Source organism: Pontiella desulfatans, from assembly GCF_900890425.1.
Lineage (GTDB): Bacteria > Verrucomicrobiota > Kiritimatiellia > Kiritimatiellales > Pontiellaceae > Pontiella > Pontiella desulfatans.
Genome location: NZ_CAAHFG010000002.1, coordinates 87,287 through 110,274 on the forward strand (window position 1 = coordinate 87,287; position 22,988 = coordinate 110,274).

A 22,988-nucleotide genomic window follows, 5' to 3' on the forward strand; every position below is an offset into this window, starting at 1 on the left:
GGTTTAAAAACCGAGTTGCGGCTGGGTATAAAATCTTGAAAAGTGGGGCGCCAGCGTGGTTTGGGCAATCAGCCTTGTATGCAGGGGCATGCTTCCCTGTCTCCCTTGGCGCGGTTTTGCCCCGCTCCTTTTCGACGGCATTCTTGTTATTCCTGTGGTGTGGCTCCTGCCTACGGTTCGAAGAGCGCTGCAATTTCGATGCGGTTGTTGATGAGTTCCTGGCTGTAGGCGTTGTCGGCCAGCCCGTTGGCGGTGACCATGGCGAGCAGCAGCGCCTTGCGGGTTTTGGTTGCGGTTTGGAATACCTGCATCTTGTTGCGGAGCTCCTCTGCATATTTCTTTGTGATGGTGAAGGGCGCGGCGGAATATTTCATTTCGCAGAGGCTGACCACATTGTCGGCGCGATCGACCAGCAAGTCGATTTGCGCTCCCTTTTCCCCTGGCTTCGGGCGGGAGCGCCAAGCCGAGGATTCGGTCTGCAGGGCGGCGATGCCAAGGGAGGTCTTGATTTGCCGTATATGCTTGAGGCAAATGTTTTCGAAGGCAAAGCCGCTCCAGGCGTTCCAGCGCGGGGTGGCGCGGAGTTTGATCCAATGCGCGCCGGCCTCTTCCGAGAGCCGCTTGCCTTCAATCCAGCGCTGGTGGAAGAGGGAGAATTCATCGGTCAGCCGGAAGAGCGAGTCGCGCTTGGTGCGCCCGAAGGGAATGGTGATGCCGATGAAGCCGGAGCGGTTGAGTTCTTCCAGGGTCTGGGAAAGCGTTCCGCCGCTTTCGAGCTTCGCTTTTTGCTGTAGTTCGGCACGCGTCAGGCCTTGCTGGGTTTTGGCCAATGCCTTGATGATCTGCAGGTGGCGTTCGTGGTTTTCGAAGAGCGAGGCGTAGACTTCGTTGAACTCGTTGCGCAGCGGTGCGCCCGGTTCGAAGCAGAGCTTGTCGATGTTTTGTGCGGCGGAGAGGTTGGGCTGCGCCTGGTGGAGGTAGAAGGGGACGCCGCCCAGAGCCATGTAGAGCTCCAGGGTCTGGAACCAGTTGTGGGAGAATTTGCGGCTGCGCAGATATTCATGCGCTTCGCACAGGTTGAAGGGGGAAAGCTGCATGGTTCGCGTAACCCGCCCGTGTAGTCCGCCCTTGTTGTGGATGACGCGTTTGATCATCCATGCCGCCGCCGATCCACAAACAATGATCAGCAGGTTTCCCCTGCGCGAGCCCCAGCTGTTCCAGAAGTGTTCAAAGGCGGGAAGGAAGCCCGACTTTCGCGACGCGATCCACGGCAGTTCGTCGAAGAAGACCACTTGTTTTTCGGAGGCCTTCGAGCGTTCCAGTTTTCTGCGCAGCAACTGGAAGGCTTCCTGCCAGGTGGCCGGGGTCTTTTTGGTGCCGAGTGCGGCTGCGAAGTTGGCCAGCTGTTGTTTTGCGGGTAGATCCTTGGTGCCGGTAAACTCGACCGTGAACCTCCCGAAGAAGTGGGTAATGAGGAATGTTTTGCCGACGCGCCGGCGCCCGTATACGGCAAGCAGCTCGGCGTCCGGCGAGTCCAGTAGTTGCTTTAGAATCGCCTATTCCCGGCTTCTTCCGGCTATGAAGCTTGGTTTTTCCATAATTTATATCCAGCCGTAGGTGGGTTTTAAAAGGCAGTTACGGCTGGATATGAATTTCGTGTAAAGTGAGGTGAGAAGCGTGATGCGAAGTGAATCACGGCTCAACCGTCATTGTTCACGCATTATGCGAGCGCCTGGTTCACAATCTCTTTCGCCTCGCTTTGGATCTGGCGCAGGTGCTCTTCGCCTTTGAAGCTTTCGGCGTAGATTTTGTAGACGTCTTCGGTGCCGGAGGGGCGGGCGGCGAACCAGCCGTTTTCGGTGCAGACCTTGAGGCCGCCGATGGCCGCGCCGTTGGCGGGGGCGTGCGTCAGCTTGGCGGTGATCGGCTCGCCGGCCAGCGTTTCGGCGCTGACCTGTTCCGGCGAGAGGGCGGCCAGCTTGGCCTTTTCCTCGCGGTTGGCCGGGGCATCGACGCGGTCGTAGACCGGCGCGCCGAACTTGGCGACGAGCTCCTGGTAGTGCTCGCCCGGATCCTTGCCGGTGACGGCGAGGATTTCGCACGCCAGTAGGCAGAGGATCATGCCGTCCTTGTCGGTTGTCCAGACGGTGCCGTCCTTGCGCAGGAACGACGCGCCGGCGGATTCCTCGCCGCCGAAACCGTAGGAGCCGTCGACGAGGCCGTTAACGAACCACTTGAATCCAACCGGAACTTCCTGAAGGTCACGGCCGAGGTCGGCGGCAACGCGGTCGATCATGGAGGAGGAGACCAGCGTTTTTCCAACGGCAGCGTTCTTGTTCCAGCCTTCGCGATTGGCGTAGAGATAGTTGATGGCCACCGCGAGATAGTGGTTCGGGTTCAGCAGGCCGGCGGATTTGGTCACGATGCCGTGGCGGTCGTAGTCCGGGTCGTTGCCGAAGGCGATGTCGAAATCGTCCTTGAGGGCGACGAGGCTGGCCATGGCCCACGGCGAGGAGCAGTCCATGCGCACCTTGCCATCGCGGTCGACGGTCATGAAGCTGAAGGTGTAGTCGACCGTGTCGTTGCGGGTGGTGATGTCGAGGCCGTAGTGCTCGGCGATCGGCTTCCAGTAGCGCAGGCCGGAGCCACCCATGGCGTCGGCGCAGATTTTCAGCCCGGCGTTTTTGATGGCCTCCATGTCGATCACGTTGCCGAGGTCTTCGACATAGGGCGTAATGAAGTCGTAGGCGACGGTGGTGTCGGCTTCGAGCGCTTCGGGATAGTAGAGGCTTTCGACTTCGTCGTTGTTTTCGGCCAGTAGCTCGTTGGCGCGGTCGGCGATCCAGCCGGTGGCATCGGTATCGGCGGGGCCGCCGTTGGGCGGGTTGTATTTGAAGCCGCCGTTGTCGGGCGGATTGTGCGATGGGGTGATGACCACGCCGTCGGCCAGCCCTTCGGTCTTTCCTTTGTTGTACGCGAGGATGGCGTGGGAAATGACCGGGGTGGGGGTGTATCCGCCGTCCTGGTCAATCATCACCGTCACGCCGTTGGCGGCGAAAACCCCGAGCGCGGTTTTTTCGGCCGGGATGGACAGCGCGTGGGTATCCTTGCCCATGAAGAGCGGGCCGGTGATGCCCTGGCCCGCGCGGTATTCGCAGATGGCCTGCGAAATCGCCATGATATGGTCTTCCGTGAAGCTGGTGTTCAGCGAGGTGCCGCGGTGTCCGGAGGTGCCGAAGGCAACCTTCTGGTCGGGATTGGTTACATCGGGCTGCGTCTCGTAGTAGAGACTGATCAGCTCGGCGACGTCGGTCAGCTTTTCCTTTGCAACGGGTTTTCCTGCTTCTGGATGGATGGCCATTTTTGTTTCTCCTTTAAAATTGTTGAATCGAGCCGCGGTTCATAGCAGAGCACACCCCGTGTGCTCAATGCTAAAGGTGAAGTCGTGGCCGCGGCTGGTTGCCGCATTCGCAGTCCGGTGGACGGTTCAGGATTCCTTCAGCTCTTCCGGATCGTCGGCCGTTTCGGGCTCGGGGATGATGATCCCCGTTTCGGCGGCCTGGGTGGCCACCGGGGCATTGCGGACTTCCGTGATGTAGCGCTTGAGCATTTTCTTCTGCTCGCCGCTAAGGCGCGGGAAGCCGTAGACGCCATCGCTCTCCCAGGTCTTGGTGCCTTCGATGATGCCGAGGCGGCTGATGAAGGTTTGCAGCAGCTGGTCGTGGGGATAGCGATAGGTGGTGTCGTCTTCGGTGAAGCTGACCCAGACATCGTAGCCCAGCCATTCCTTCTTGAACATCAGTCGTGTGGCAACCTGTTCGGGTTCGATGATGTCGTCCTGGTGCGTGGCTTCCCACTCCGCCTTGACATCGGCGAAAACCGCCTTCGATTTCCCGCAGTGGGGGCAGGGGCGGATGCCTTTGTTCAAGAAGCCGGAAATGACATAGGGTTTTTTGCAAGAAGGGCAAACGACGGCGGCATTGTTGCCGTGGCAGTCGGCCACTTCCACCTTGTGCACGTTGAGTGTGCTGAGGCTGTCATCGGCCACGCCATCGAACTCCTCGATGGCGGCCTGGAGCAGCTTGCTCTTGGTGATGATTTCGTCGGAAATCATCAGGTCGGGATGCAGATCTGCGGGGGTGTGGCCGTCCGGCAGTCCGGTTCTGCGGTGTACGACCCAAGAGGTGTATTGCCGCGGCGGGCCGAGCACCTCGGTCCAGTCCACCTTGTCGAACGGGCCGAATCCAAGGTAGCCCTGCACGGCCGAATAGTTCGCCCGAACCTTGTTTGCGTTCAGATAATCCAATGCCTTGCGAATATCGCCTTTCATAAAAAACCTCCGTTGTCTGCCTATACAAAACTATGTCGTACTAAGATGACAATAAGAAAGTGGTTCAATTACGGTTAGGAAGGGGGTTTTCCGGTTTTCGGCGTATTTGTCGTTGCTCCGGCTTGAGTGGCGGAGGCTGAACATGCACTCTTCGAGGTTCAACCTAAAACACAGGAGAGAAAACATGGCCTCAGCAGTAGCACGGCATATTTTGGTGGCAACGGAAGCGGATTGCCTGACGTTGAAAAAGCAGATCGAGGAAGGCTCCGATTTCGGCGAACTGGCCAAGGCGCACTCCAAGTGCCCATCGGGCGCAGACGGCGGCGCGCTCGGCACCTTCGGTCCCGGCCAGATGGTGAAGGAATTCGACGAAGTCGTCTTTAGCGCCCCCGTTGGCGAAGTGCAGGGGCCGGTCAAGACCCAGTTCGGCTTCCATCTCGTGGAAGTCACGCATCGGGTGGATTAATCCGGGAAGGGGCACCGGCTCCGGTGCCCGGTCGGCGAGACCGCCGGCCCTCGGTTGGGTTCTATTTTTCGGGTGGAACCAGCCCAAACTTGGCATACGCACGGGCCGTGGCAACACGGCCCTGCGCCGTTCTCTGGAGGTAGCCCTCCTGGATCAGGTAGGGCTCGTATACCTCCTCGATCGTGTCGGATTCCTCGCCCACCGAGACCGACATCGAGTTGATGCCCACCGGCCCGCCGCCAAACTTGTTGATGATGCAGGAGAGGATGCGCTTGTCCATTTCCTCCAAGCCGTCGTCATCGATGTCCAGCAGATTCAGCGCCTTGTCGGCCAGCTCGGCGGTAATGATGTTGTCGGCCTTGACCTGCGCATAGTCGCGGGCGCGGCGCAACAGGTTGTTGGCAATACGCGGAGTTCCGCGCGACCGCGATGCAATCTCCATGGCGCCATCGTTTTCGATTTCCACATTCAGGATTTTCGCCGAGCGCTTGATGATGATGGCCAGCGTTGCCGCGTCGTAATAGTCGAGCCGGTTAACCAATCCGAAGCGCGAGCGCATGGGGGCGGAGAGCATGCCGGCACGCGTGGTTGCCCCAATCAGCGTAAAGGGCTGGATGTTCAGGCGCACCGACCGGGCGTTCGGCCCCTGGTCGATCACAATATCGATCACGAAATCCTCCATGGCGGAATAGAGATATTCCTCCACCGAGCGCTGCATGCGGTGGATTTCGTCGATGAACAGCACATCGCCGCGCTCCAGGCTGGTCAGCAGGCCGGCCAGATCGGCGGGTTTGTCGATGACGGGCCCGGATGTGCATTTGATGCCCGCGTCCATGGCATCGGCCAGAATGTAGGAAAGCGTTGTTTTTCCCAGGCCGGGCGGGCCGGATAGGAGCACGTGGTCGAGCACATCCTCGCGCTGGCGTGCGGCCTGCACAAAGAGTTCCAGCCGCTCCCGGATCTTATCCTGTCCTGTAAAATCCTCGAAGCGCGACGGCCGAAGCTTCTGCTCGAACTCCTTGTCCGGTGTAATGATTTCGTTGTTCATGATTGGAATCTATGTAGCCACAGTTGAACGCCGGTTGTCACGGAATATAACCACGAAGACTCGGCGTGCGCAACGGGGCACGAAGCAGGGGAGGGCGGAGAGTCCTTCGGGCCTTCGTGGCTATTTCGTTAGCGCCAGGCGGATGAGGTCTTCCACCGTCATTTCGGGCGAGAGTTTTTTGGCAACGCCCTTGATCATCTTGGCGGCATCGTCGGGCTTGTGGCCGAGGGCGCCGAGCGCGAGGGCGGCATCGCGCATGCGCGAGTCGCCGCAGGCGGCTTCGATCGGGGCGAAGGCATCGAGCTGTTCGCCAGGATCGAATTTGTCGCGCAGCTCCACAACGATCCGTTCGGCCGTTTTCTTGCCGATGCCCGAGATCGACGAGATCCGTTTGATGTCGCCGTTGATCAGCGCATTCTTCAGCTCGCGCACCGGCAGGCCGGAGAGCGCGCTGATCGCCAGTTTGGGGCCTACGCCGCTGATGGTGAGCAACTTCAGGAACATGTCGCGCTCGTCCTCGGTGCAGAAGCCAAAGAGCTTTTGGTCTGCTTCGGTGATGTGGTGGTGGGTCAGGATCCGGCAGTGTTCGCCTTCGAGCGGGAGGCGGTCGTAGCTGCTGAGAGGAATGAATACCTCGTAGCCCACGCCGCCAATGTTCATTTCGATGCGTGCGAGCTGCTTGGTGTCGAGTTTGCCTTCAAGAAACGTAATCATGGTTGGGATGTTGCAGAAACAGACCGGTGAAATACAGCCTTTTCTCAAATCCTTGGGACTTCGCTCCGCAGGGATGCCCAGTACGCGGCCATCATGAATGTTGCAGTTGTTGTGACGGCCGTCACTCTAACTGCAACATCCGGCCTGCTTATCGATTTCAAGCAGCAGGGCGCGATGGGCTTCGTGGGCCTGCTTTCCGGCATAGTCGTGCGGGAGCAACGCGGAGGGGAGCAGCGGATCGTCGATCATGGCCGCATGATAGGCGGAGAGCGATGCGCGCAATAGCTGGGAGATATCGGCGGGGGCGTGAAGGTCCGACTGAAGCAGTGCGATATTCTTTTGCGTCACGTCTCGGAAATGTTCCTGTCGTTGGCGGAGTTGCTCGAAATTCCACGAATCTTCCACGATTTGCCGACTGGGCAAGCCCAGAACGCTTCTCGACTCAAACAAATAAGCGAACGCATCGATGTTGGTTGCCTGGGCGAGGTCATCGAAGTCGGGGCGGATGTCGTCGGGGGTAATCCAAACGCTTTGCTGTAGCTGGCCGAGATGTTTCCGTTTAAGAAATTGCCGCAGCACATTGCGGTATTTCCTATCCACCTCGGGGACGTCGTAGACCAGCATGTACCAAATCTTGTTCCATGAACGCCCCCAGCGTTTTTCAGGATGGAAGTAGATGGGAATCACATTTTGTCCGGTTTCGGTCAAATGAAGCCGGGGAGCTTCTCCGCCGGTGCTTCGCGCCGCAACGAGCCCCTGCTTCAGCAAGCGGGATTTCGCGGAGCGGAAGGCTTTGTCGCTGGGATAGCAGGAGCGGTTGAGAAGCGCCCAGCCGCCCCGGCTAAGGAAGAGCGCGGAAAGCTCCAGAAGTTCCATGAACTCGACTCCAACGTGTCGCCGCACAACGGGCCAACTGATATCCGGGTTATGGAAATCCTGCCAATCCATGAACAGGAGTGTTGCAGTTGTGCTGACGGCCGTCAATATAACTGCAACATTTGCCGTGGAGCTTAGGGTGGATTGGGTGGAACAATCGGAGATGGAAAGGGTTGCATTCCGGGGGGAAAGCTATATCTTCGCGCCTCATTTCATAACCCGATACCGAATAACCAATAACAATTTACCGGAGCCGCGGCTCCGCCGGAGGCTCCGAATGGCCCAGGAAATCAGGAATATCGCGATCATTGCGCACGTCGACCACGGCAAAACCACGCTGGTGGACGAGATCATCAAGCAGGCTGAGCTATTTCGCGACAACGAGGATATGCAGGAATGCTTGCTCGATAGCAACGACCTAGAGCGCGAACGCGGTATTACGATCCTTTCCAAGAATATCAGCGTCAACTACAAGGGCGTTAAGGTCAACGTGATCGACACCCCCGGCCATAGCGACTTTGGCGGGCAGGTGGAGCGCGTGCTAAACCTCGCCGACGGCGTGCTCCTGCTGGTCGATGCAGCCGAGGGCCCCATGCCCCAGACCCGCTTCGTGCTGGACAAGGCCTTGGAGCTGGATCTGAAGCCGGTGGTGATCATTAATAAGATCGATAAGCCCGACGCCCGTCCGGACGTGATCCACGATCTGGTGTTCGACCTCTTCGTTGAACTTGAAGCCAACGACGACCAGCTCGATTTCCCGATGCTTTACTGCTCCGGCAAGGATGGCTGGGCGGATACCGTGCTTGATGGGCCGCGCGATTCGATGCTGCCGCTGATGGATGCGGTGCTCGAGCACATCCCCGCGCCGAAGGTGAACGAGGGTCCCGTCCAGATGCAGGTGACCTCCATCGACTACAACGACTATGTCGGCCGTATCGGCGTGGGCCGCGTCTACCGCGGAACGCTTAACACCAAGCAGCCGCTCATGCACATCCGCCGCGACGGAACCCTGGAGCAAACCCGCATCAAGAAGCTCTTTACCTTCGAAGGGCTTGGGCGCAATGAAGTCGAGGAAGTCCCCTGCGGCGACCTCTGCGCGATCGTCGGGATTCCCGATATCGACATCGGCGACTGCATTACCGATTTTGAAACCCCCGAAAGCTTGCCGCCGATCCACATCGATGAGCCGACGCTTTCGATGACCTTCAGCGTGAACGATTCGCCCTTCTATGGACAGGACGGCAAATATGTGACCAGCCGGCATCTTCGCGAGCGCCTGCTGAAGGAGACCGAGCGCGACGTGGCGCTGCGCGTCGAGGAAACCGGTGGCGACTCCTTCCGTGTTAGCGGCCGCGGGGTGCTGCACCTTTCCATCCTGATTGAAACCATGCGCCGCGAGGGCTTTGAAATGTCCGTTGCCCAACCCCAGGTGATCTTCAAGGAAAAGCACGGCAAGAAGGAGGAACCGATCGAAATCCTGCACATTGATGTGCCGGACGAATTTGCCGGCAAGGTGATCGAGCTTGCCGGAACCCGCAAGGGCGAGATGGTCGACATGGATCAGCACGGCCTGCGCAAGACCATCCGTTTCCAGATTCCCACCCGAGGGCTGATCGGCCTGCGTTCCAGGATGCTCACCGCTTCGGCGGGCGAGGCGATCGTGACGCACCGGTTCCTGCAATACGAACCCCACAAGGGCGCAATCCAGCAGCGCAACAACGGCGTGCTGATCTCCCAAGGCAAGGGCGCCGCAGTGGCTTTTGCGATCGATGGGCTGCAGCAGCGCGGCATCTTTTTCGTGAACCCCGGCGAGGAGTGCTACGAAGGCATGATCGTTGCCGAGCATTGTCTCGACAAGGACCTGGTCGTCAACATGCAGAAGGCCAAGCAGCTCACCAACGTCCGGGCCTCCGGCACCGACCGCGCCATGAAGATTGCCCCGGCGCAGGTGAAGAGCCTGGAGGAGGCGCTCGAATACATCGCCGCCGACGAGCTGGTCGAAATCACCCCCCACAACATCCGCATGCGCAAGAAGATGCTCACCGAAAACGAGCGCAAGCGCTTCAGCCGCCAGAAGGAAAGCTAGTTTTCTTTCGGAACCTCGCAAAGACCGCAAAAAGACGCTCCTTGGCGGTCTTTGCATTTTTGCTTCGTTAGAGTTTCGTAAACCCTTGGGATAAGGGTTGCTTTCCCCGTATTTGGTTATAAGCTTTCGGCATACCATTCAGGACGTGCCGCGGGTCGTCAGGGAAGCCACGGGGTTTCCGGAAGCCGAACGAGTCGGGACAGGCGTGGTGTGCCGGGTGGGGGAGATGGGATAGGAAAATGGAAAAGAGACTGTATGTGGGAAACCTTTCCTACAATTCTACCGAGGATGACCTAGAGGCCTTGTTCCAGCAGGCTGGAACCGTCGTTTCGTGCCAGCTGATGCTCGACAAGTTCACCAGCCGCTCGCGCGGGTTTGCATTCGTTGAAATGGAGACCCACGAAGAAGCCAACAAGGCCGTTGAAATGTTCAATGAGAAGCCGCTCGATGGCCGCGACCTGCGGGTCAATATTGCCAAGCCCCGCGAAGAGCGTCCCCCGCGCCGGGAAGGTGGAGGCGGCGGCTATGGAGGCGGCCGTGGCGGTGGCCATGGCGGCCGCGAGCGCAGTGGCCGTGGCGGTGGAAACCGCGAACGCTACTGATCCTTCCCGTAGGTGGAAGAGACCAGGCCCGGGCTTCCGCCCGGGCTTTTTTGCTTTTCCGGCAACCCTTACCCGCAGGTGATGCCCGCCCAGAGGATCCAGGGTCCGCCGCATCCGGCTTCGACGCTTTCCTTGTGGTATTTGCCGCAACCGCCCCATTTGTTGATCGGTTCGCTTCCCGTTTCGTTCATGGGGTCTTCTTCCGAAATGACGCTTTTCGCAAGGATCGATCCCAGCAGGCGCGGCACGGGATCGGAGAGTTCGATGTGTCCGCCCTGCGGGCCGAGAAACAGCTTGCCGGTGCGCTTGCCGCCCTTCACCTCTTCCAGGTATTCCGTGCCCGCCGTGAGGCCCATGCCCTTCGGGTCCTCCATGCCGCCATGCGCGTGCTCGGCAATAAAGCCGTTGCCGCATAGCTCGGCCAGCTCGTCGAGGGTTTTGTCGCCGGCGGTAAAGTAGGTGTTGGTCTGGCGCGGCATCAGCGGGCGTTTCCAGCTCTCGCGCTTGCCGTTCGATTGGCGTGGCGACGGGCCGTTGATGTCGCCGACCAGCGACGACATCAGATCGTTCATCGGTGACGACAACTTGCCTTCGTCGAGGATCACCTGCGGACGGGCAATGAAGCCTTCGTCGTCGAAAAAGTGGGTGCCGTTCACGCCGTAGGGTATTTTGCCCATCGCAAAGACGCCCGCGTTGTTGATGATGGATGCGTGTTCGTTTCCAACGAGTGTTCCGCTTCTTTTCAGGCCGGGGGCGCAGCTGCGGCCAAGGCGGCAGGTGTCGCCCTCCTGCGTGTGGCCGAAGGCTTCGTGGGCAATCACGCCGGTCACATCGGGGCCGGTGATGATGCGGTAGCGGCCCGGCTGGATCCGTTCCGCGTGTTCAACCTTGTTGGCGGTCTCGACGAGTTGGGCAATCAGCTCTTCATGGATCGTTGCGCCTGCCTCGGCACCGGCCATGCCTCCGATAATGTCGCGCACGGTTTTGCCGGATGGCGTGATGGCGTAGAGATAGTAGAGGCTCGAGAAGAGCGACTGCGACATCATGCGCGTGCGGTCGGCAAACAGACGGGTCTTCACCTTGCGGCGGATCATGCAGCCGGCCGAGGCGAGCTTGTCGCCGCCCTCCTTCATGATCGCTTCCTTGATGGCCTTGGAGCGCGCGGCGGTTTCGGCCTTGCTCATCGATTCGGAGAGGGACGGATCGTAGGCGCTGCCGAAATGGACCGGGGTTCCGGCTTGTGGCAGTTCCCCGCCGATCAGGATCTGTTCGCGGATCGGTTCGGCGAATGCTTCGAGCGGTTCGTCGCTCCAGCTGGGCGGTGTGTAGACCGGCGGTTTTTCCAGGGTTTGGAAATAGTCCAGTGCTTCGGCTTTCAGCGTTTCGGCGGCTGCAAGCAATGCGGCTTCATCGAAGTTGTTGGTTGCGTATTCAAAGTTGCGCCGGCCGGCGAGGATACGCAGCACGATGCCGCGGTCCATGGTGAGTCCGGTTGCCTCGGTTTGGCTGACATGGCTCTGGAACTGATCGAGATCCTCCAGCACGGCGAAGGCGTAGAGCTTGTCTTGCGCTCCGGCCTCCAGGGTGTGGACCAGCTTTTCAAGGGTGGGGAAAAAGGCGCGGAGTTCATCGGTGAGCGGGTAGGGGATGGTGTTCATTATTCGGCTCCTTTCGTCTGGCCGGCGATGGAAACGCCTTTGGTGATGAGCATGGAATCGGGGCCGCGGTAGCCCAGGGGCGGGGCATAGCTGCTCTTGGGCACGTTCACGGTGCCGAGGGTTGCGGAGAGCTTGCAACCGGTAAAGTTGTCCTTCAGGTTGCCGGAAACCACACCGCCTTTCACCAGCGTGACGGTGCCATCGGCCGCATGGTGTTTCCCGAGTTTGATTTCGGAGCTCCAGGTGAGTTTCTGGGAATCGATCAGCAACGAGGAAAACTTGATGACTTCCACATATTCCAATCCCGTGAGGTTTTCCTTGGCCAATGTGCCCGGCTCAACCACCAGGTTGCCGCTGAGTCCGTTGGGTTCCAAACCAAGGTATTGCCCGAACCGGTTTCCGATCACACGGTTCTTCACTTGATTGCCTTCAATCAGTGCCCCGCCTTTCGCGGGGAGGCCGTCGATGGCGTAGGCAGAAGAGAGCACCATGCAGGGGATCGTCGGATCGAGGCTAAGGTTCAGCGCATCGCCTTCCCCGCCTCCAAGTTGGTCGCCGGCCTTGAGGAAAGGCAGTTTGAGATATTCGTTGGTGCAATTGAGCTGTTGCAGCAGGGCTTCGAGCATTTGCGAGAGTGCATCCTTCCCGATCAGGATGGTTGCACCGTCTTGGGTTTCCGGCTCCTGGCTGTCGCCGAGAACGGAAACCTGCAGTGCGCACTCCTGGAGAAAGCCCTGCACGTTCAGGTCGTCGACGGTGACGGAGGTGGTGTGCTCGTGGACTTCCTTATCGTTTTTCTGTCCGGCCTTTTCCATGGCCGCTTCCAAATAGAGTTCGCTCAGCTCGGTTTCATAGGCAAGGCCTTCGGAGTTGGTTTGGATTCCGAGGCTGTAGTTGACGAACAGCTCGGCCGAGTTCAGGTGGCACCCTGCGGTGGCGGCGAAGGCCGCCGTGAACTGGTTCTCGATTTTTTCGGCGACGCTTTCCGGGTTGTCGCGGACATCCGGATCGCATGTTTCAACGGCAACCGGTTCGGCGGCCGGCGGTGCGGCGAGCTTCCAGGCTTTGTTCTGTCCGCATACGGCAAGGGCGATGGCCTCCCTCAGTTGATCTTCGATCGGCTGGTAGGCCACGAGGTCGATCATTGCGGTTCCGACCATGCCCTCGGTTTCGGACGGGATGTAGATGGAAAGCTTGAAGGCCTCCCCATCGACGCGGCGACTCTGGTGGCAGGAAAGCGCGGAACCGTCGGGGGAGGAAAATAGACGCTGCAGACTGCGCGAAGCAGTTGCGTTCAGGCTCCAGCCTGTCAGCGTGCCGGCTTCAACCAGCGCCTTCAGTTGGGCGGTGACTTCGTTGATGAATAGTTGATTCATAGGACCTCGGTAATGATGTGAATGCGGGACAGGATAATTAAATGGCAGGATAAAGCCGCACCCAAATAAGTAAAATGTGAAGCATGTCATTGGCGGTGTTCATCCACCTGCCGCGCCTCCTGATTCAGGGATCGGTTATAAAAAACGCCCGCCCCAGGGAAGGAGGGCGGACGTCCGGTTGTTTGGGGGAGGAGATTCGGGAATTATTTCGTGCCGGCTTCCACTTCGATGCTGATCTTTACTTCGTCGCCTATCACGGCTGCGGGGGCGTGGTCGATGCCGAGCTCGCGCCGATTGAGCGAGGTGTTGCATTCAACGCCGATAATCTTCCCGCCTTGGCGTCCGTCCACCGGACCGTTGATGGTGACGGGGAGCACGACGTTCCGGTCAATCCCGAGCAAGTTCAGGTTGCCGGTGACTTCGAATTCGTTTTCGCCGGTTTTTTTGATGGAGGTGCTCTTGAAGGTGATTTGCGGGAACTTGGCCACATTGAAGAAGTCCTCGTCGCGCAGGTGCTCGTCCCGCTTTTCATTGTTGGTGTCGATGCTGGCCGCCTGAATGGTGCCTTGGGCGGATTTCAGCGTTTTGCTGGCAACATCATAGTCGATCGTACCCTCGAAGGTGTTGAACGTGCCCTTGGTGTTGCTCACCATCATATGCTTGGCCGCAAAGCCGATCTCGGCATGGCCGGTATCGATCGTGAAGGTCTCCGCGCTGGCACCGATCGTCAGCACACATAAAACCGAAATCATGAAAATTCGAATCATAATAAGCTCCTTGAACGCCCGTTATTATACAAAGAGAACCAAAATGGTACAGTATAAAGTTCGGGAAAATGAAAGGGGATTTCGGGGTGCAAAAAATCAATAGGTCAGCAGGGCGTGGATGGGATTGCTGCCCAGCCTGGCCCGTCCGTTCAGGAAGCCGAGCTCCATCAGGAAGTCGCTTTCGACAATCTCCACATCGAAGTTGGTGCTGATCAAGTCGATGGTTGCCGCAACCGTTCCGCCGGTGGCCAACACATCGTCGATAATCAGAATGCGCTGGCCGGGTTTGAAGGCATCGGAATGGATTTCAACGGTGTCGGTTCCGTATTCGAGCTCATAGGTCTGCTGGTGTACGGCGTGGGGCAATTTGCCAGGTTTGCGTACCAGACAGGTGCCGGCGCCGAGTGCATAGGCGAGGGCCGAGGCAAAGATGAAGCCACGGGCTTCGATGCCCACCACCATGTCGATCTGGTTGCCGGCATGCCGCTCCTTGAACAGGTCGATGGCCAGTTTGAAGGTGGCGGGATCGGCGAGCAACGGGGTGATGTCCTTGAAGCCGACGCCGGGTTTGGGAAAGTCGGGAATATCGCGGATGGCGGCTTTGAGTTGTTCCATGGTGAAAGTTCTCCTGTTGAAGTGTCGTTAAGCTAACCGTTTGAGGGAGGAAGTAAAAATTGCTCCGTTTCTTCTCGGCTTCGGGAATGGCAGCGCGCCTAGCAGGGCTTTCCGGTCTACTGCTTGCGGGTAATCAGCCCCATGAAATTGTAGATCATCCGCGCAACCAGGAAATCCGGCGCATGCAGCTTTTCAATCGGGGCCAGTTCCACAACGTCGAACCCGATCACGGTCTTGTGCCCCGCAATCTGTTCGAGGCATTCCATCGCCTGGAACCAATCGAGTCCGCCGGGTTCCGGCGTGCCGGTCGCCGGCATGATGGATGGATCGAGTCCATCGACGTCGAACGTCACATACACCTTTTCCGGAAAGTCGTCCGGCAACAGCTTGTCGGGGATTCCGCTGCGGCCGATTTCATACCCATCGAGATAGGGGATGCTCTTCTCCTTCCGCAACTCCACTTCCGGGAGCGAGAGCGCCCGGACGCCGATCTGGAAAAGCGGGATGCCCAGCTCGACCGCATGGCGCAGGGCGCAGGCATGGCTGAGCGGATCGCCCTCGTATTCCCGGCGAAGGTCGGCATGCGCATCGAACTGGATCACGCCAAACGGTTCTCCGGACTCCTTCAGCGCCCGGAGGGCGGAGACCGTAACCGTATGCTCTCCCCCAAGCATGACCGGGATCTTGCCCAGCTTCAGGACTTCCGCGATTTCCCGTTCGATGAACTCCAGGCTGTATTGCGCCGGGCGCGTGTGGATGCCGAACGCGCAGGGGCAGCTTTCGCCATCGTAGGCTTCCAGCTGGTACGATGCCTCGAGAATGGCCGTCGGCCCGTTGGCGGTGCCGCCGCCATACGAAACCGTCTTTTCGTAGGGCGCGGGAATCACATGGAACAGGCAATCCTCCGCCGGCATGTCCGGTACTTCCGATTCCAGAAATGTTTTCATGATAGGCGCCCCTTGTAGTCTCCATAATTGAATTCGCGGACCATCTCGACGGTGCCGTTCCGCCGGATCCCGATATCGGGATGCTGGATCCCGTTAAAGAAGGTGGTCTTCACCATCGAATAGTGGGCCATGTCCTGGAAGGCCAGCCGGTCGCCGACCTTCAGTGCTTCGTCGAACGAATAGTCGCCGATCTGATCCCCCGCCAGGCAGCTGAGTCCCGCGAGCTTGTAGGTGTGCCCCTTCTCCTTCGGCAGGCCCGCCCCTTCGATTTCCGGGCGGTAGGGCATTTCCAGCACATCGGGCATGTGGCAGGTGCAGGAAACATCGAGAATCGCAATCGCCCCGTCGTTGTCGATGATGTCCAGCACGCGCGCAACCAGCACTCCGGCATTCAGCGCCACCGCTTCGCCGGGTTCGAGGATCACCTGCACGCCGTACTTTTCCTTGAAGTCGCTAATCAGTTTGCAGAGCAGGTCGATGTCGTAGTCCGCGCGCGTGATGTGGTGCCCGCCGCCAAAGTTCACCCATTCCATCTGCGGCAGGATATCCCCGAATTTTTCCTCGACCGCCTTGAGCGTGGTTTCGAGATCATCGGAATTCTGTTCGCAGAGGGTGTGGAAGTGCAGGCCGGTAATGCCAGATAGATCCTGTCCTTCAAAATCCTTCCGCCGGATCCCGAGGCGCGATCCCGTCGCGCACGGATCATAGATGGCATGCGCCGGATCCTGTGTGGAGCATTCGGGGTTGATGCGCAGGCCGAGCTTAATGCCGGTGGTGTTCTGGGCACGGAAACGTTCCAGCTGCGCAAACGAATTAAAATCAATCTCATCGCACAGCGTCAGCAGCTCCGCAAAATCGGCGTCGGAATAGGCGGCCGCAAAGGCGTGAACCTCTTTGCCGAACTCCTCGCGCCCCAGCCGCGCCTCCCACGGCGAGCTCGCGCAGACGCCGTCGAGATATTCGCGGATGACCGGGAACAGCGGCCACATGGCAAAGCCCTTGAGCGCCAGCAAAACGGTGCATCCGGTTCGTGCTTTCACGGAAGCGAGTATTTCGCAGTTCCGGCGGATCAACTGTTCATCAACGATAAATGCGGGTGTTTTCATGGGAGCGCATACTGTTCGGCGAGCTTCATGCCGTCAAGTGCGGAGCTCACGATGCCGCCGGCGTAGCCTGCGCCTTCGCCGCAGGGATAGAGGCCTTTGATTTCGGATTGACCGTCGCGGTCGCGCAAAATGCGCACCGGGCTGGAGCTGCGGGTTTCGGAGGCGTAGAGCAGGGCTTCTTCCAACGGCGTTCCATTCAGCTCGCGCATCATGCCGGGCAGGGCCGAGAGCAGGGTGTCCGAAACAAAGTCCGGCAGGATTTCCTGAAGCACCGCTGGCACGGCGCGGCGGCAGGAGCGTTCGCCAGGCAGCTCGCCCAGACGGCCCGCGAGGAAATCGACCAGGCGAGCGGCGGGCAGTCCATAGCTGGAGCCGCCGGCTTCGAAGGCCTTCCGCTCCATGGTTTCCTGGAACGCGATGCCTGAAAGGACATGCGAGGAGGGAAAATCGGAGAGTTCGACCGGCACCAGCATGGCGGCGTTGCCGAAGGGTTCCGACCGCGCCGAGAGGCTCATCCCGTTGCTGGTGAGCAGCCCTTCGGACGAGGCGCACGAGATAACCTCCCCGCCGGGGCACATGCAGAAGCTATAGCACCGGCGGGCCAGCTTTTCCTCTTTGCGCGTCAGCCGGAAGCTGGCCGCTCCGAGGTTCGGATGGTCGGCCCATTTGCCGTATTGCGCGGTGTTGATGCGCTGCTGCGGGATTTCTAGCCGAACGCCCACCGCAAACGGCTTGGCTTCGAGCGGCACCCCATCGGCGGCCAGCTGTTGGTAGACATCCCGCGCGCTATGCCCGGTGGCCAGGAAACAGGCGTCGGTGCGGATCTCTTTGCCGGAAGCCCGTACCCCGCGCAAGACGCCGCCCTCGATAATCAACCCCTCGAACCGGGTGTTGAACGCGCAGGCGCCGCCCAGCTCCCAAATCTGTTTGCGGATGGCCGGAATGATCTGGGTCAGGTCGTCCGTCCCGATGTGCGGCATGGCATCGATCAGGATGTCGGGGGTGGCGCCGCAGGCAACAAGCGTTTCGAAAAAGCGGCGGATGCGTGCGCGATCCTTCGAGCGTGCCGTCAGCTTGCCGTCGGAAAACAGGCCGGCGCCACCTTCGCCATAGAGCACGTTGCTCTCGGTGTCGAGCGTTCCGTCGTTCCAGAAGGCGGCCACGTGCCCTTCGCGTTCGGCGGTCTCCGCGCCGCGTTCGATCAACAGCGGCTTGAGCCCGGCCTGGGCCAGGGTCAGCGCCGCCATCAATCCGGCGGGCCCCGCGCCGATAACGACCGGCGGATTGGCCGAGGCGGTAACCGCAGGGTATTCCGGCGCGGGTTCCGGGCGCGGCGCCTTTTCTATCCGCCCCGGTTTCTGCATCGGCGGCTTGCCCCGATGATCCACCTCGACGGCAAGGATGTAGCGCGGGGGCACGTCCTTTTTCCGCGCATCCAGCGAGCGCCGCAGGATTTCCAGATTACTGAGCTGCTCCTTGCCGCACCGAAGCTGCCGGCAGACCGCTTTAACGACATCGGCTTCGTTGTAGTTCAGGCGAACCTGAACCTGGTTGATGCGGAGCCTCATCTAGTCGAGCTCCACGACCGAGCCTTCGATGACCTTCCAGGGGAGTCCATATTGGTTGAGGTCTTCCATGAACGGATCGGGATCCATCTGTTCCATGTTGAAGACGCCGTCGCCCGTCCACTTTTTCTCCAGCAGCATCTTGGCGCCGATGAAGGCCGGAACCCCCGTGGTGTAGGAGATGGCCTGCGACTGCACCTCGGCATAGCATTCCTGGTGGTCGCAGGTGTTGTAGACGGTGACGGTTTTGGTTTCGCCGTCCTTCACGCCGGTCACCTGGCAGCCGATCCACGTCTTGCCCTTGGTGCGCGGGCCGAGCGAGGCCGGGTCGGGCAGCAGCGCCTTGAGGAACTGCAGCGGCACGATCTTCTGCCCGTTGAACTCCACTTCGTCGATGCGGGTCATGCCGACATTGCCGAGCACTTCGAGGTGCTTGAGGTACGAATCGCCGAAGCTCATCCAGAACCGGGCGCGCTTCAGGCCGGGGATGTGCTTGCCCAGCGACTCAAGCTCTTCGTGATACATCAGGTAGATGTTGGGGGTGCCGATGTTTTCCGGAACCTCGAAGGAACGCTTGACGGAAAGCGGATCCGTTTCGATCCATTCGCCATGTTCCCAATAGCGGCCTTTCGCGGTCACTTCGCGTATGTTGATTTCCGGATTGAAGTTGGTGGCGAAGGGATAGCCGTGGTCGCCCGCGTTGACGTCGATGATGTCGATGTAATGGATCTCGTCGAGATGGTGCTTCTGGATATAGGTGCAGAAGACCGAGGTCACGCCGGGATCGAATCCGCTGCCGAGCAGGGCCATGAGGCCCGCCTCCTTGAAGCGGTCGTGGTATGCCCACTGCCACTTGTATTCGAACTTCGCGGTGTCTTCCGGCTCATAGTTTGCCGTGTCCAGATAGGCCACGCCCGTCTCAAGGCACGCATCCATGATGTGCAGATCCTGGTAGGGCAGCGCCACGTTGACCACCAGCTCCGGCCCGAACGACCGGATCAGTTCCACCAGCTCCGGCACATTGTCCGCATCCACCTGCGCCGTCTGGATCGGGCGATCCAACTGCGCCGCAATCGCATCGCACTTCGCTTTCGTACGGCTCGCCAGCATGATTTCCGAAAACACCTCCGGCAACGCCGCGCACTTGTGCACCACAACCCCGCTGACCCCGCCAGCGCCAATAATCAAAACTTTCGACATGAGACTACCTCCTAAAATCAAGCCCAAACAGATATTCCAGCCAGCATCCAATTGCAAGCCGACGCCATCGATCGTTTCAAGGCGTCTAATTAGAATTGACGGCCGTGAGTTTTAATTAGACGCTTCGGGGCATGAAATGGGTGCGGTTCCATCATCCGGATATCAGCATTCCCGTGGTTCGTCGCAAGATTGCGCTTGAATTGATGGAGATGTTGCAACTATCGGCATTGTTCATGACGCGCGGTGGGTGGGCGGTGTTGAACCGTTCGTGCTATCCGGACAAGAAAGCCTATCGCAACGCCACCTATCGCCTGCGAAAGGCGGGCTTGGTGGTTCACCGCAAGGAGGAAGGTCCGGAGATTCCGCGGCTGGAGCTGACGCCCGCGGCGAAGGAAAGCCTTCCGGCCTATTTCAATCCCGAGGCGCGATGGGACAAAAAATGGAACACCATCTGGTATATGCTGGTGTACGATGTTCCGGAAGCCGACCGGCCGTATCGCGATGTCCTGCGTCGGTTCCTTAAGCAGGAAAGGCTGGGGTGTTTGCAACAGAGCGTCTGGGTAACGCCGCGGGACATCCGTCCGCAATTCGATGATTTGGTCAAGGCGGCGGCGGTGGATTCGTTCGCGTTCCTCTTCGAATCCCGCACCGTGCTTGGTTTGCCTAATTCGAGGGTGGCAGATCAGGCCTGGAACTTGGATCGGCTATACGATATCCAGCGGCGCTATTGCGAAACGACCGAGCAAAACCTGGATCTATTGGCCGGGAGTTGCAGCGATGAGGAAGTGGGAGCCTTAATGCGGTTGGCGCTAGAGGCCTTTCACAGCGCCTTTGCTGAAGATCCCTTGCTGCCGTCCGTGTTGCTTCCGCGGAACTACCAAGGCCGCCGGGCGTGGGAACTGCATTGCAGGATGATGTCCGCCATTGGGCAACGGCTCGGGGCGTCTAATTAGATTTCACGGCCGTGAGTTTTAATTAGACGCTTTGGGGAGGGCGCGGGTTAGGCGGGCGATCAGTTCTTCGCTGGATTCCAGGCCGACGGAGATGCGGATGAGGTGGCGGGAGGCCCCGGCGGTTTCGGCCCATTCGAGCTCGTTGTAGTGCGCGATCAAGGTGAAGGGGCAACAGAGACTGAAGCTGGTGCCGAGGTTGGGGCCTTTGGTGATTTCGAGCGCATCGTAGAAGGCTTCGGTGTGTTTTTCGGCCTCCTTGAGCACGAAGGAAAACAACCCGCCGTAGCCGCCGTCGGGGCGGCGGAAGCGGTCATACATTTCCTGGTCCGTGAAGGCCGGATAATAAACCGACTCGACGGCCGGGTGGGCATTCAGGAACTCACACACGGCGAGCGCGTTCCGGTTGATTTGTTCCACGCGCTCCCGGCAGCAACGGGACTCCTCGGCCAGTTGGATGGCATCGGATGGATGGAAGGCTTCCGGTTCGTGGATGGCTTCGAGTGCCGCCTTGAAGCGTTTGGCGAACGGAGCTTCCGGATTAATGATCAGGGCGCCGCCCATTACATCGCTGGTGCCGGAGAAAAACTTGGTGAGGCTGATGGCCGAAACGTCGGAAAGGGGCAAGGTGTTCTGGTTGATGCATGCGCCGAGGGTTTCATCGATGATGATCGGGAAACCGTGCTGGTTCGCCAGTTCCCGTAGTTTGATGAGATCAATGCAGGTCAGCAGGGGATTGGTCGGGAACTCGCAGAACAGGCCGCCGACCGCCGTGGAATGAAGGGCGGTTTCCAGAGCTTGGAGATCTTCGGCATCGCCGCGCGCATAGAAGAGTGCGGGCTTGTGGCCCATTTTATTCTGCAACTTCAGCGTGTCGCCGTAGGGGAATGCATATTGAACCGTTGGTCGGCCGGGATGGATCTGTTGGACGGCAAGGAAGGCGGCGTTGATGGCGGACATGCCGCATGAAAAGAGATAGATGTCGTCCTTGTGCGCACCCGTAAACTCGGCCAACCGGTCGATGATCTCGTTGCGTGCCGTGGAAGCATCCGGGAGCGGTTCCTGGTTCAGCAGGGCTTCGGCGCAACGGGATGAGATGCCTTCGCCGGCATGCTGCCAGTAGTCCTTTGCATCGTCGGCGCACGCTGCCGGGTAGGAAACCAGGTTGTCGCGCAACTCGATTTTTGCATACGGATGGTGGTGCAGCAGATATTCGCGGCAACGCACCGCCGCCTTGTGCGTTGCATAGATCTGGACGTGCTCCCCTTCGTTGCGGAATTGGTCGAACGCCTGCTCGACCAGGGGGTGGTAGAAAAAGCGCGGATAGCCGAGCTTCAGCTTTTCCATGGTGGCCGGATCCTTCTCCTCGTAGCCAACCACATCCTGCCAGCGGGGCAGGCACATGGAGATGGCGTGTTTGGTGTCCGGGATGGGTTTGCCCAAATCCTCGGCCCGCCAGAGTGGGTGGTTGCGTAGGGTTTCTTGCGGCATGGCTTCTACACGTTGTCCAGCGAGGTTTGGAGGTCTTCGATCAAGTCCCCGGCGTCTTCAATGCCAACGGAGAAGCGCACAAGGCCGTCGGTGATGCCGACGGCTTCGCGTTCGGCCTTGGGGATCGAGGCATGGGTCATGGAGGCCGGATGGCAGATGAGCGATTCGATGCCGCCGAGGCTTTCGGCCAGCGAAAACAGCTTGAGGTTGGAGATCAGTTTCACGACCGATTCGAAGGGAAGGTTGAAGACCGCGGTCACGATGCCGCTTCCGCCGCGCATCTGTTTCTTGGCCAGTTCGAATTGCGGGTGCGAGGGCAGGAAGGGGTAGCGCACGGTTTGGGTGCAGTCCAGCCCTTCGAGGAATTCGGAAACCTTCAGTGCGTTTTCGGCGTGTTGTTTCATGCGCACCGAAAGCGTCTTGAGGCCGCGCGAGATCAGCCAGCAGTCGAACGGCGATGGATTCAGGCCGATCGCCTTCTGGGCAAAGACCATCTTTTCGTTCCACGCTGCGGAGTTGGTGCAGACCACGCCGCCAAGGCAGTCGGAGTGCCCGTTGATATATTTCGTGGTGCTCGACAAGCTGATGTCAGCTCCCAGCGCGAGCGGGTTCTGGAAATAGGGAGAGGCAAAGGTGTTGTCGACCAGTAGTTCCGTGCCGGCGTCGTGCGCGGCTTTCGCGACGGCTTCGATATCGATGATCTTCAGCAACGGGTTGGTGGGTGATTCGATCCACACCAGGGCCGGCTTCTGCTTTTCGATTTCGGCATGGTTGGCCGGGTTGCTCAGGTCGACATAGCTGATCGTTACGCCGAACTTTTTAAAGACCTTGTCGTAGATGCGGTAGGTGCAGCCGTAGATGTTTTCCTCCGCCACGACGTGGTCGCCCGAGGAGAGGGTGGAAATAACGGCGGTGACGGCCCCCATGCCGCTGCCGAAGACCGTGGCGTATTCAGCCTGTTCGAGATGCGCGAGGGTGGCGCCGAGGCGGTCGAAGGCCGGGTTGCCCGAGCGGGTGTAGTCATAGCCCCGGGTCTGCCCGGGCTCGAGCTGGGCAAAGGTGGAGGTCAGGTAGACCGGCGGAATCACCGCGCCGGTTTCCTGGTCCGGCTCCTGCCCAACGTGGATGGCTGCTGTATCAAACTTCATAACAGAATTGTTCCGATCATCTTTTCGGCAATTGATCGGGAAA

20 protein-coding genes are annotated in these 22,988 nt (G+C 59.5%); 4 read left to right on the top strand and 16 right to left on the bottom strand.

Annotated features, from left to right (window positions below; genetic code table 11):
• Positions 1-170 precede the first annotated feature (170 nt).
• From E9954_RS16105 to E9954_RS16115, 3 genes are all read right to left on the bottom strand, one after another.
• The gene (locus tag E9954_RS16105) at positions 171-1,553 is read right to left on the bottom strand and encodes an AAA family ATPase (RefSeq protein ID WP_136080332.1); all 1,383 of its coding nucleotides are present in this window, start codon (positions 1,551-1,553) and stop codon (positions 171-173) included.
• Between the two features lie 167 nt (positions 1,554-1,720).
• Positions 1,721-3,361, bottom strand: a complete 1,641-nt coding sequence (gene pgm, locus E9954_RS16110) for a phosphoglucomutase (alpha-D-glucose-1,6-bisphosphate-dependent) (protein WP_136080333.1) — start codon at positions 3,359-3,361, stop codon at positions 1,721-1,723.
• 126 nt (positions 3,362-3,487) lie between these two features.
• Positions 3,488-4,330, bottom strand: coding sequence for a hypothetical protein (locus E9954_RS16115; protein ID WP_136080334.1), 843 nt, complete (start codon positions 4,328-4,330; stop codon positions 3,488-3,490).
• Positions 4,331-4,514: 184 nt separating this feature from the next.
• Here E9954_RS16115 and E9954_RS16120 point away from each other — a divergent pair, with 184 nt between their 5' ends.
• A complete protein-coding gene (locus tag E9954_RS16120; protein ID WP_136080335.1) occupies positions 4,515-4,796 on the top strand; it encodes a peptidylprolyl isomerase in 282 nt (93 codons plus the stop codon).
• Between the two features lie 61 nt (positions 4,797-4,857).
• Here the strand turns inward: E9954_RS16120 and ruvB are convergent, their stop codons facing one another.
• The 3 genes from ruvB to E9954_RS16135 all read right to left on the bottom strand — a co-directional run bounded on the left by ruvB (position 4,858) and on the right by E9954_RS16135 (position 7,434).
• The gene (gene ruvB / locus E9954_RS16125; RefSeq protein ID WP_136080336.1) at positions 4,858-5,844 is read right to left on the bottom strand and encodes a Holliday junction branch migration DNA helicase RuvB; all 987 of its coding nucleotides are present in this window, start codon (positions 5,842-5,844) and stop codon (positions 4,858-4,860) included.
• A gap of 120 nt (positions 5,845-5,964) precedes the next feature.
• On the bottom strand, positions 5,965-6,558 hold the full coding sequence (ruvA, locus tag E9954_RS16130; RefSeq protein ID WP_136080337.1) for a Holliday junction branch migration protein RuvA: 594 nt from the start codon (positions 6,556-6,558) through the stop codon (positions 5,965-5,967).
• Positions 6,559-6,684: 126 nt separating this feature from the next.
• Positions 6,685-7,434, bottom strand: a complete 750-nt coding sequence (locus E9954_RS16135) for a PaaX family transcriptional regulator C-terminal domain-containing protein (RefSeq protein WP_168442327.1) — start codon at positions 7,432-7,434, stop codon at positions 6,685-6,687.
• Positions 7,435-7,711: 277 nt separating this feature from the next.
• Here E9954_RS16135 and typA point away from each other — a divergent pair, with 277 nt between their 5' ends.
• Both typA and E9954_RS16145 read left to right on the top strand, forming a co-directional pair.
• Positions 7,712-9,520: a translational GTPase TypA gene (typA, locus tag E9954_RS16140; protein WP_136080339.1), complete on the top strand. Its 1,809-nt coding sequence runs from the start codon at positions 7,712-7,714 to the stop codon at positions 9,518-9,520.
• A gap of 239 nt (positions 9,521-9,759) precedes the next feature.
• Entirely contained in the window at positions 9,760-10,122 is a 363-nt protein-coding gene (locus E9954_RS16145; RefSeq protein ID WP_136080340.1) for an RNA recognition motif domain-containing protein, read from the top strand.
• A gap of 68 nt (positions 10,123-10,190) precedes the next feature.
• Here the strand turns inward: E9954_RS16145 and E9954_RS16150 are convergent, their stop codons facing one another.
• From E9954_RS16150 to E9954_RS16185, 8 genes are all read right to left on the bottom strand, one after another.
• A complete protein-coding gene (locus tag E9954_RS16150) occupies positions 10,191-11,780 on the bottom strand; it encodes a metallopeptidase TldD-related protein (protein ID WP_136080341.1) in 1,590 nt (529 codons plus the stop codon).
• A complete protein-coding gene (locus tag E9954_RS16155) occupies positions 11,780-13,156 on the bottom strand; it encodes a metallopeptidase TldD-related protein (protein ID WP_136080342.1) in 1,377 nt (458 codons plus the stop codon). Before E9954_RS16155 ends, E9954_RS16150 begins: the two co-directional genes overlap by 1 nt.
• Before the next feature lie 203 nt (positions 13,157-13,359).
• On the bottom strand, positions 13,360-13,923 hold the full coding sequence (locus tag E9954_RS16160) for a YceI family protein (RefSeq protein WP_136080343.1): 564 nt from the start codon (positions 13,921-13,923) through the stop codon (positions 13,360-13,362).
• 96 nt (positions 13,924-14,019) lie between these two features.
• Positions 14,020-14,538: an adenine phosphoribosyltransferase gene (locus E9954_RS16165; RefSeq protein WP_136080344.1), complete on the bottom strand. Its 519-nt coding sequence runs from the start codon at positions 14,536-14,538 to the stop codon at positions 14,020-14,022.
• A 116-nt stretch (positions 14,539-14,654) separates the two neighbouring features.
• On the bottom strand, positions 14,655-15,485 hold the full coding sequence (gene speB, locus E9954_RS16170) for an agmatinase (protein ID WP_136080345.1): 831 nt from the start codon (positions 15,483-15,485) through the stop codon (positions 14,655-14,657).
• Positions 15,482-16,591 carry a carboxynorspermidine decarboxylase gene (gene nspC / locus E9954_RS16175; RefSeq protein ID WP_136080346.1) on the bottom strand — a complete coding sequence of 370 codons (1,110 nt, stop codon included), beginning with the start codon at positions 16,589-16,591 and terminating at the stop codon, positions 15,482-15,484. Before nspC ends, speB begins: the two co-directional genes overlap by 4 nt.
• Positions 16,588-18,159 carry an NAD(P)/FAD-dependent oxidoreductase gene (locus E9954_RS16180; protein WP_136080347.1) on the bottom strand — a complete coding sequence of 524 codons (1,572 nt, stop codon included), beginning with the start codon at positions 18,157-18,159 and terminating at the stop codon, positions 16,588-16,590. Before E9954_RS16180 ends, nspC begins: the two co-directional genes overlap by 4 nt.
• Positions 18,160-19,356, bottom strand: a complete 1,197-nt coding sequence (locus E9954_RS16185) for a saccharopine dehydrogenase family protein (RefSeq protein WP_136080348.1) — start codon at positions 19,354-19,356, stop codon at positions 18,160-18,162.
• 131 nt (positions 19,357-19,487) lie between these two features.
• On the opposite strand from E9954_RS16185, the gene E9954_RS16190 reads away from it, so the two are divergent.
• Positions 19,488-20,309 (top strand): PaaX family transcriptional regulator C-terminal domain-containing protein, encoded by an 822-nt coding sequence (locus E9954_RS16190; RefSeq protein WP_136080349.1) that lies wholly within the window; start codon positions 19,488-19,490, stop codon positions 20,307-20,309.
• An 18-nt stretch (positions 20,310-20,327) separates the two neighbouring features.
• On the opposite strand, the gene E9954_RS16195 is transcribed toward E9954_RS16190, so the two are convergent.
• Together E9954_RS16195 and E9954_RS16200 are read right to left on the bottom strand one after the other, a co-directional pair.
• A complete protein-coding gene (locus tag E9954_RS16195; protein ID WP_136080350.1) occupies positions 20,328-21,797 on the bottom strand; it encodes a PLP-dependent transferase in 1,470 nt (489 codons plus the stop codon).
• A 5-nt stretch (positions 21,798-21,802) separates the two neighbouring features.
• Positions 21,803-22,945, bottom strand: a complete 1,143-nt coding sequence (locus E9954_RS16200) for a trans-sulfuration enzyme family protein (RefSeq protein WP_136080351.1) — start codon at positions 22,943-22,945, stop codon at positions 21,803-21,805.
• Between the last annotated feature and the right edge of the window lie 43 nt (positions 22,946-22,988).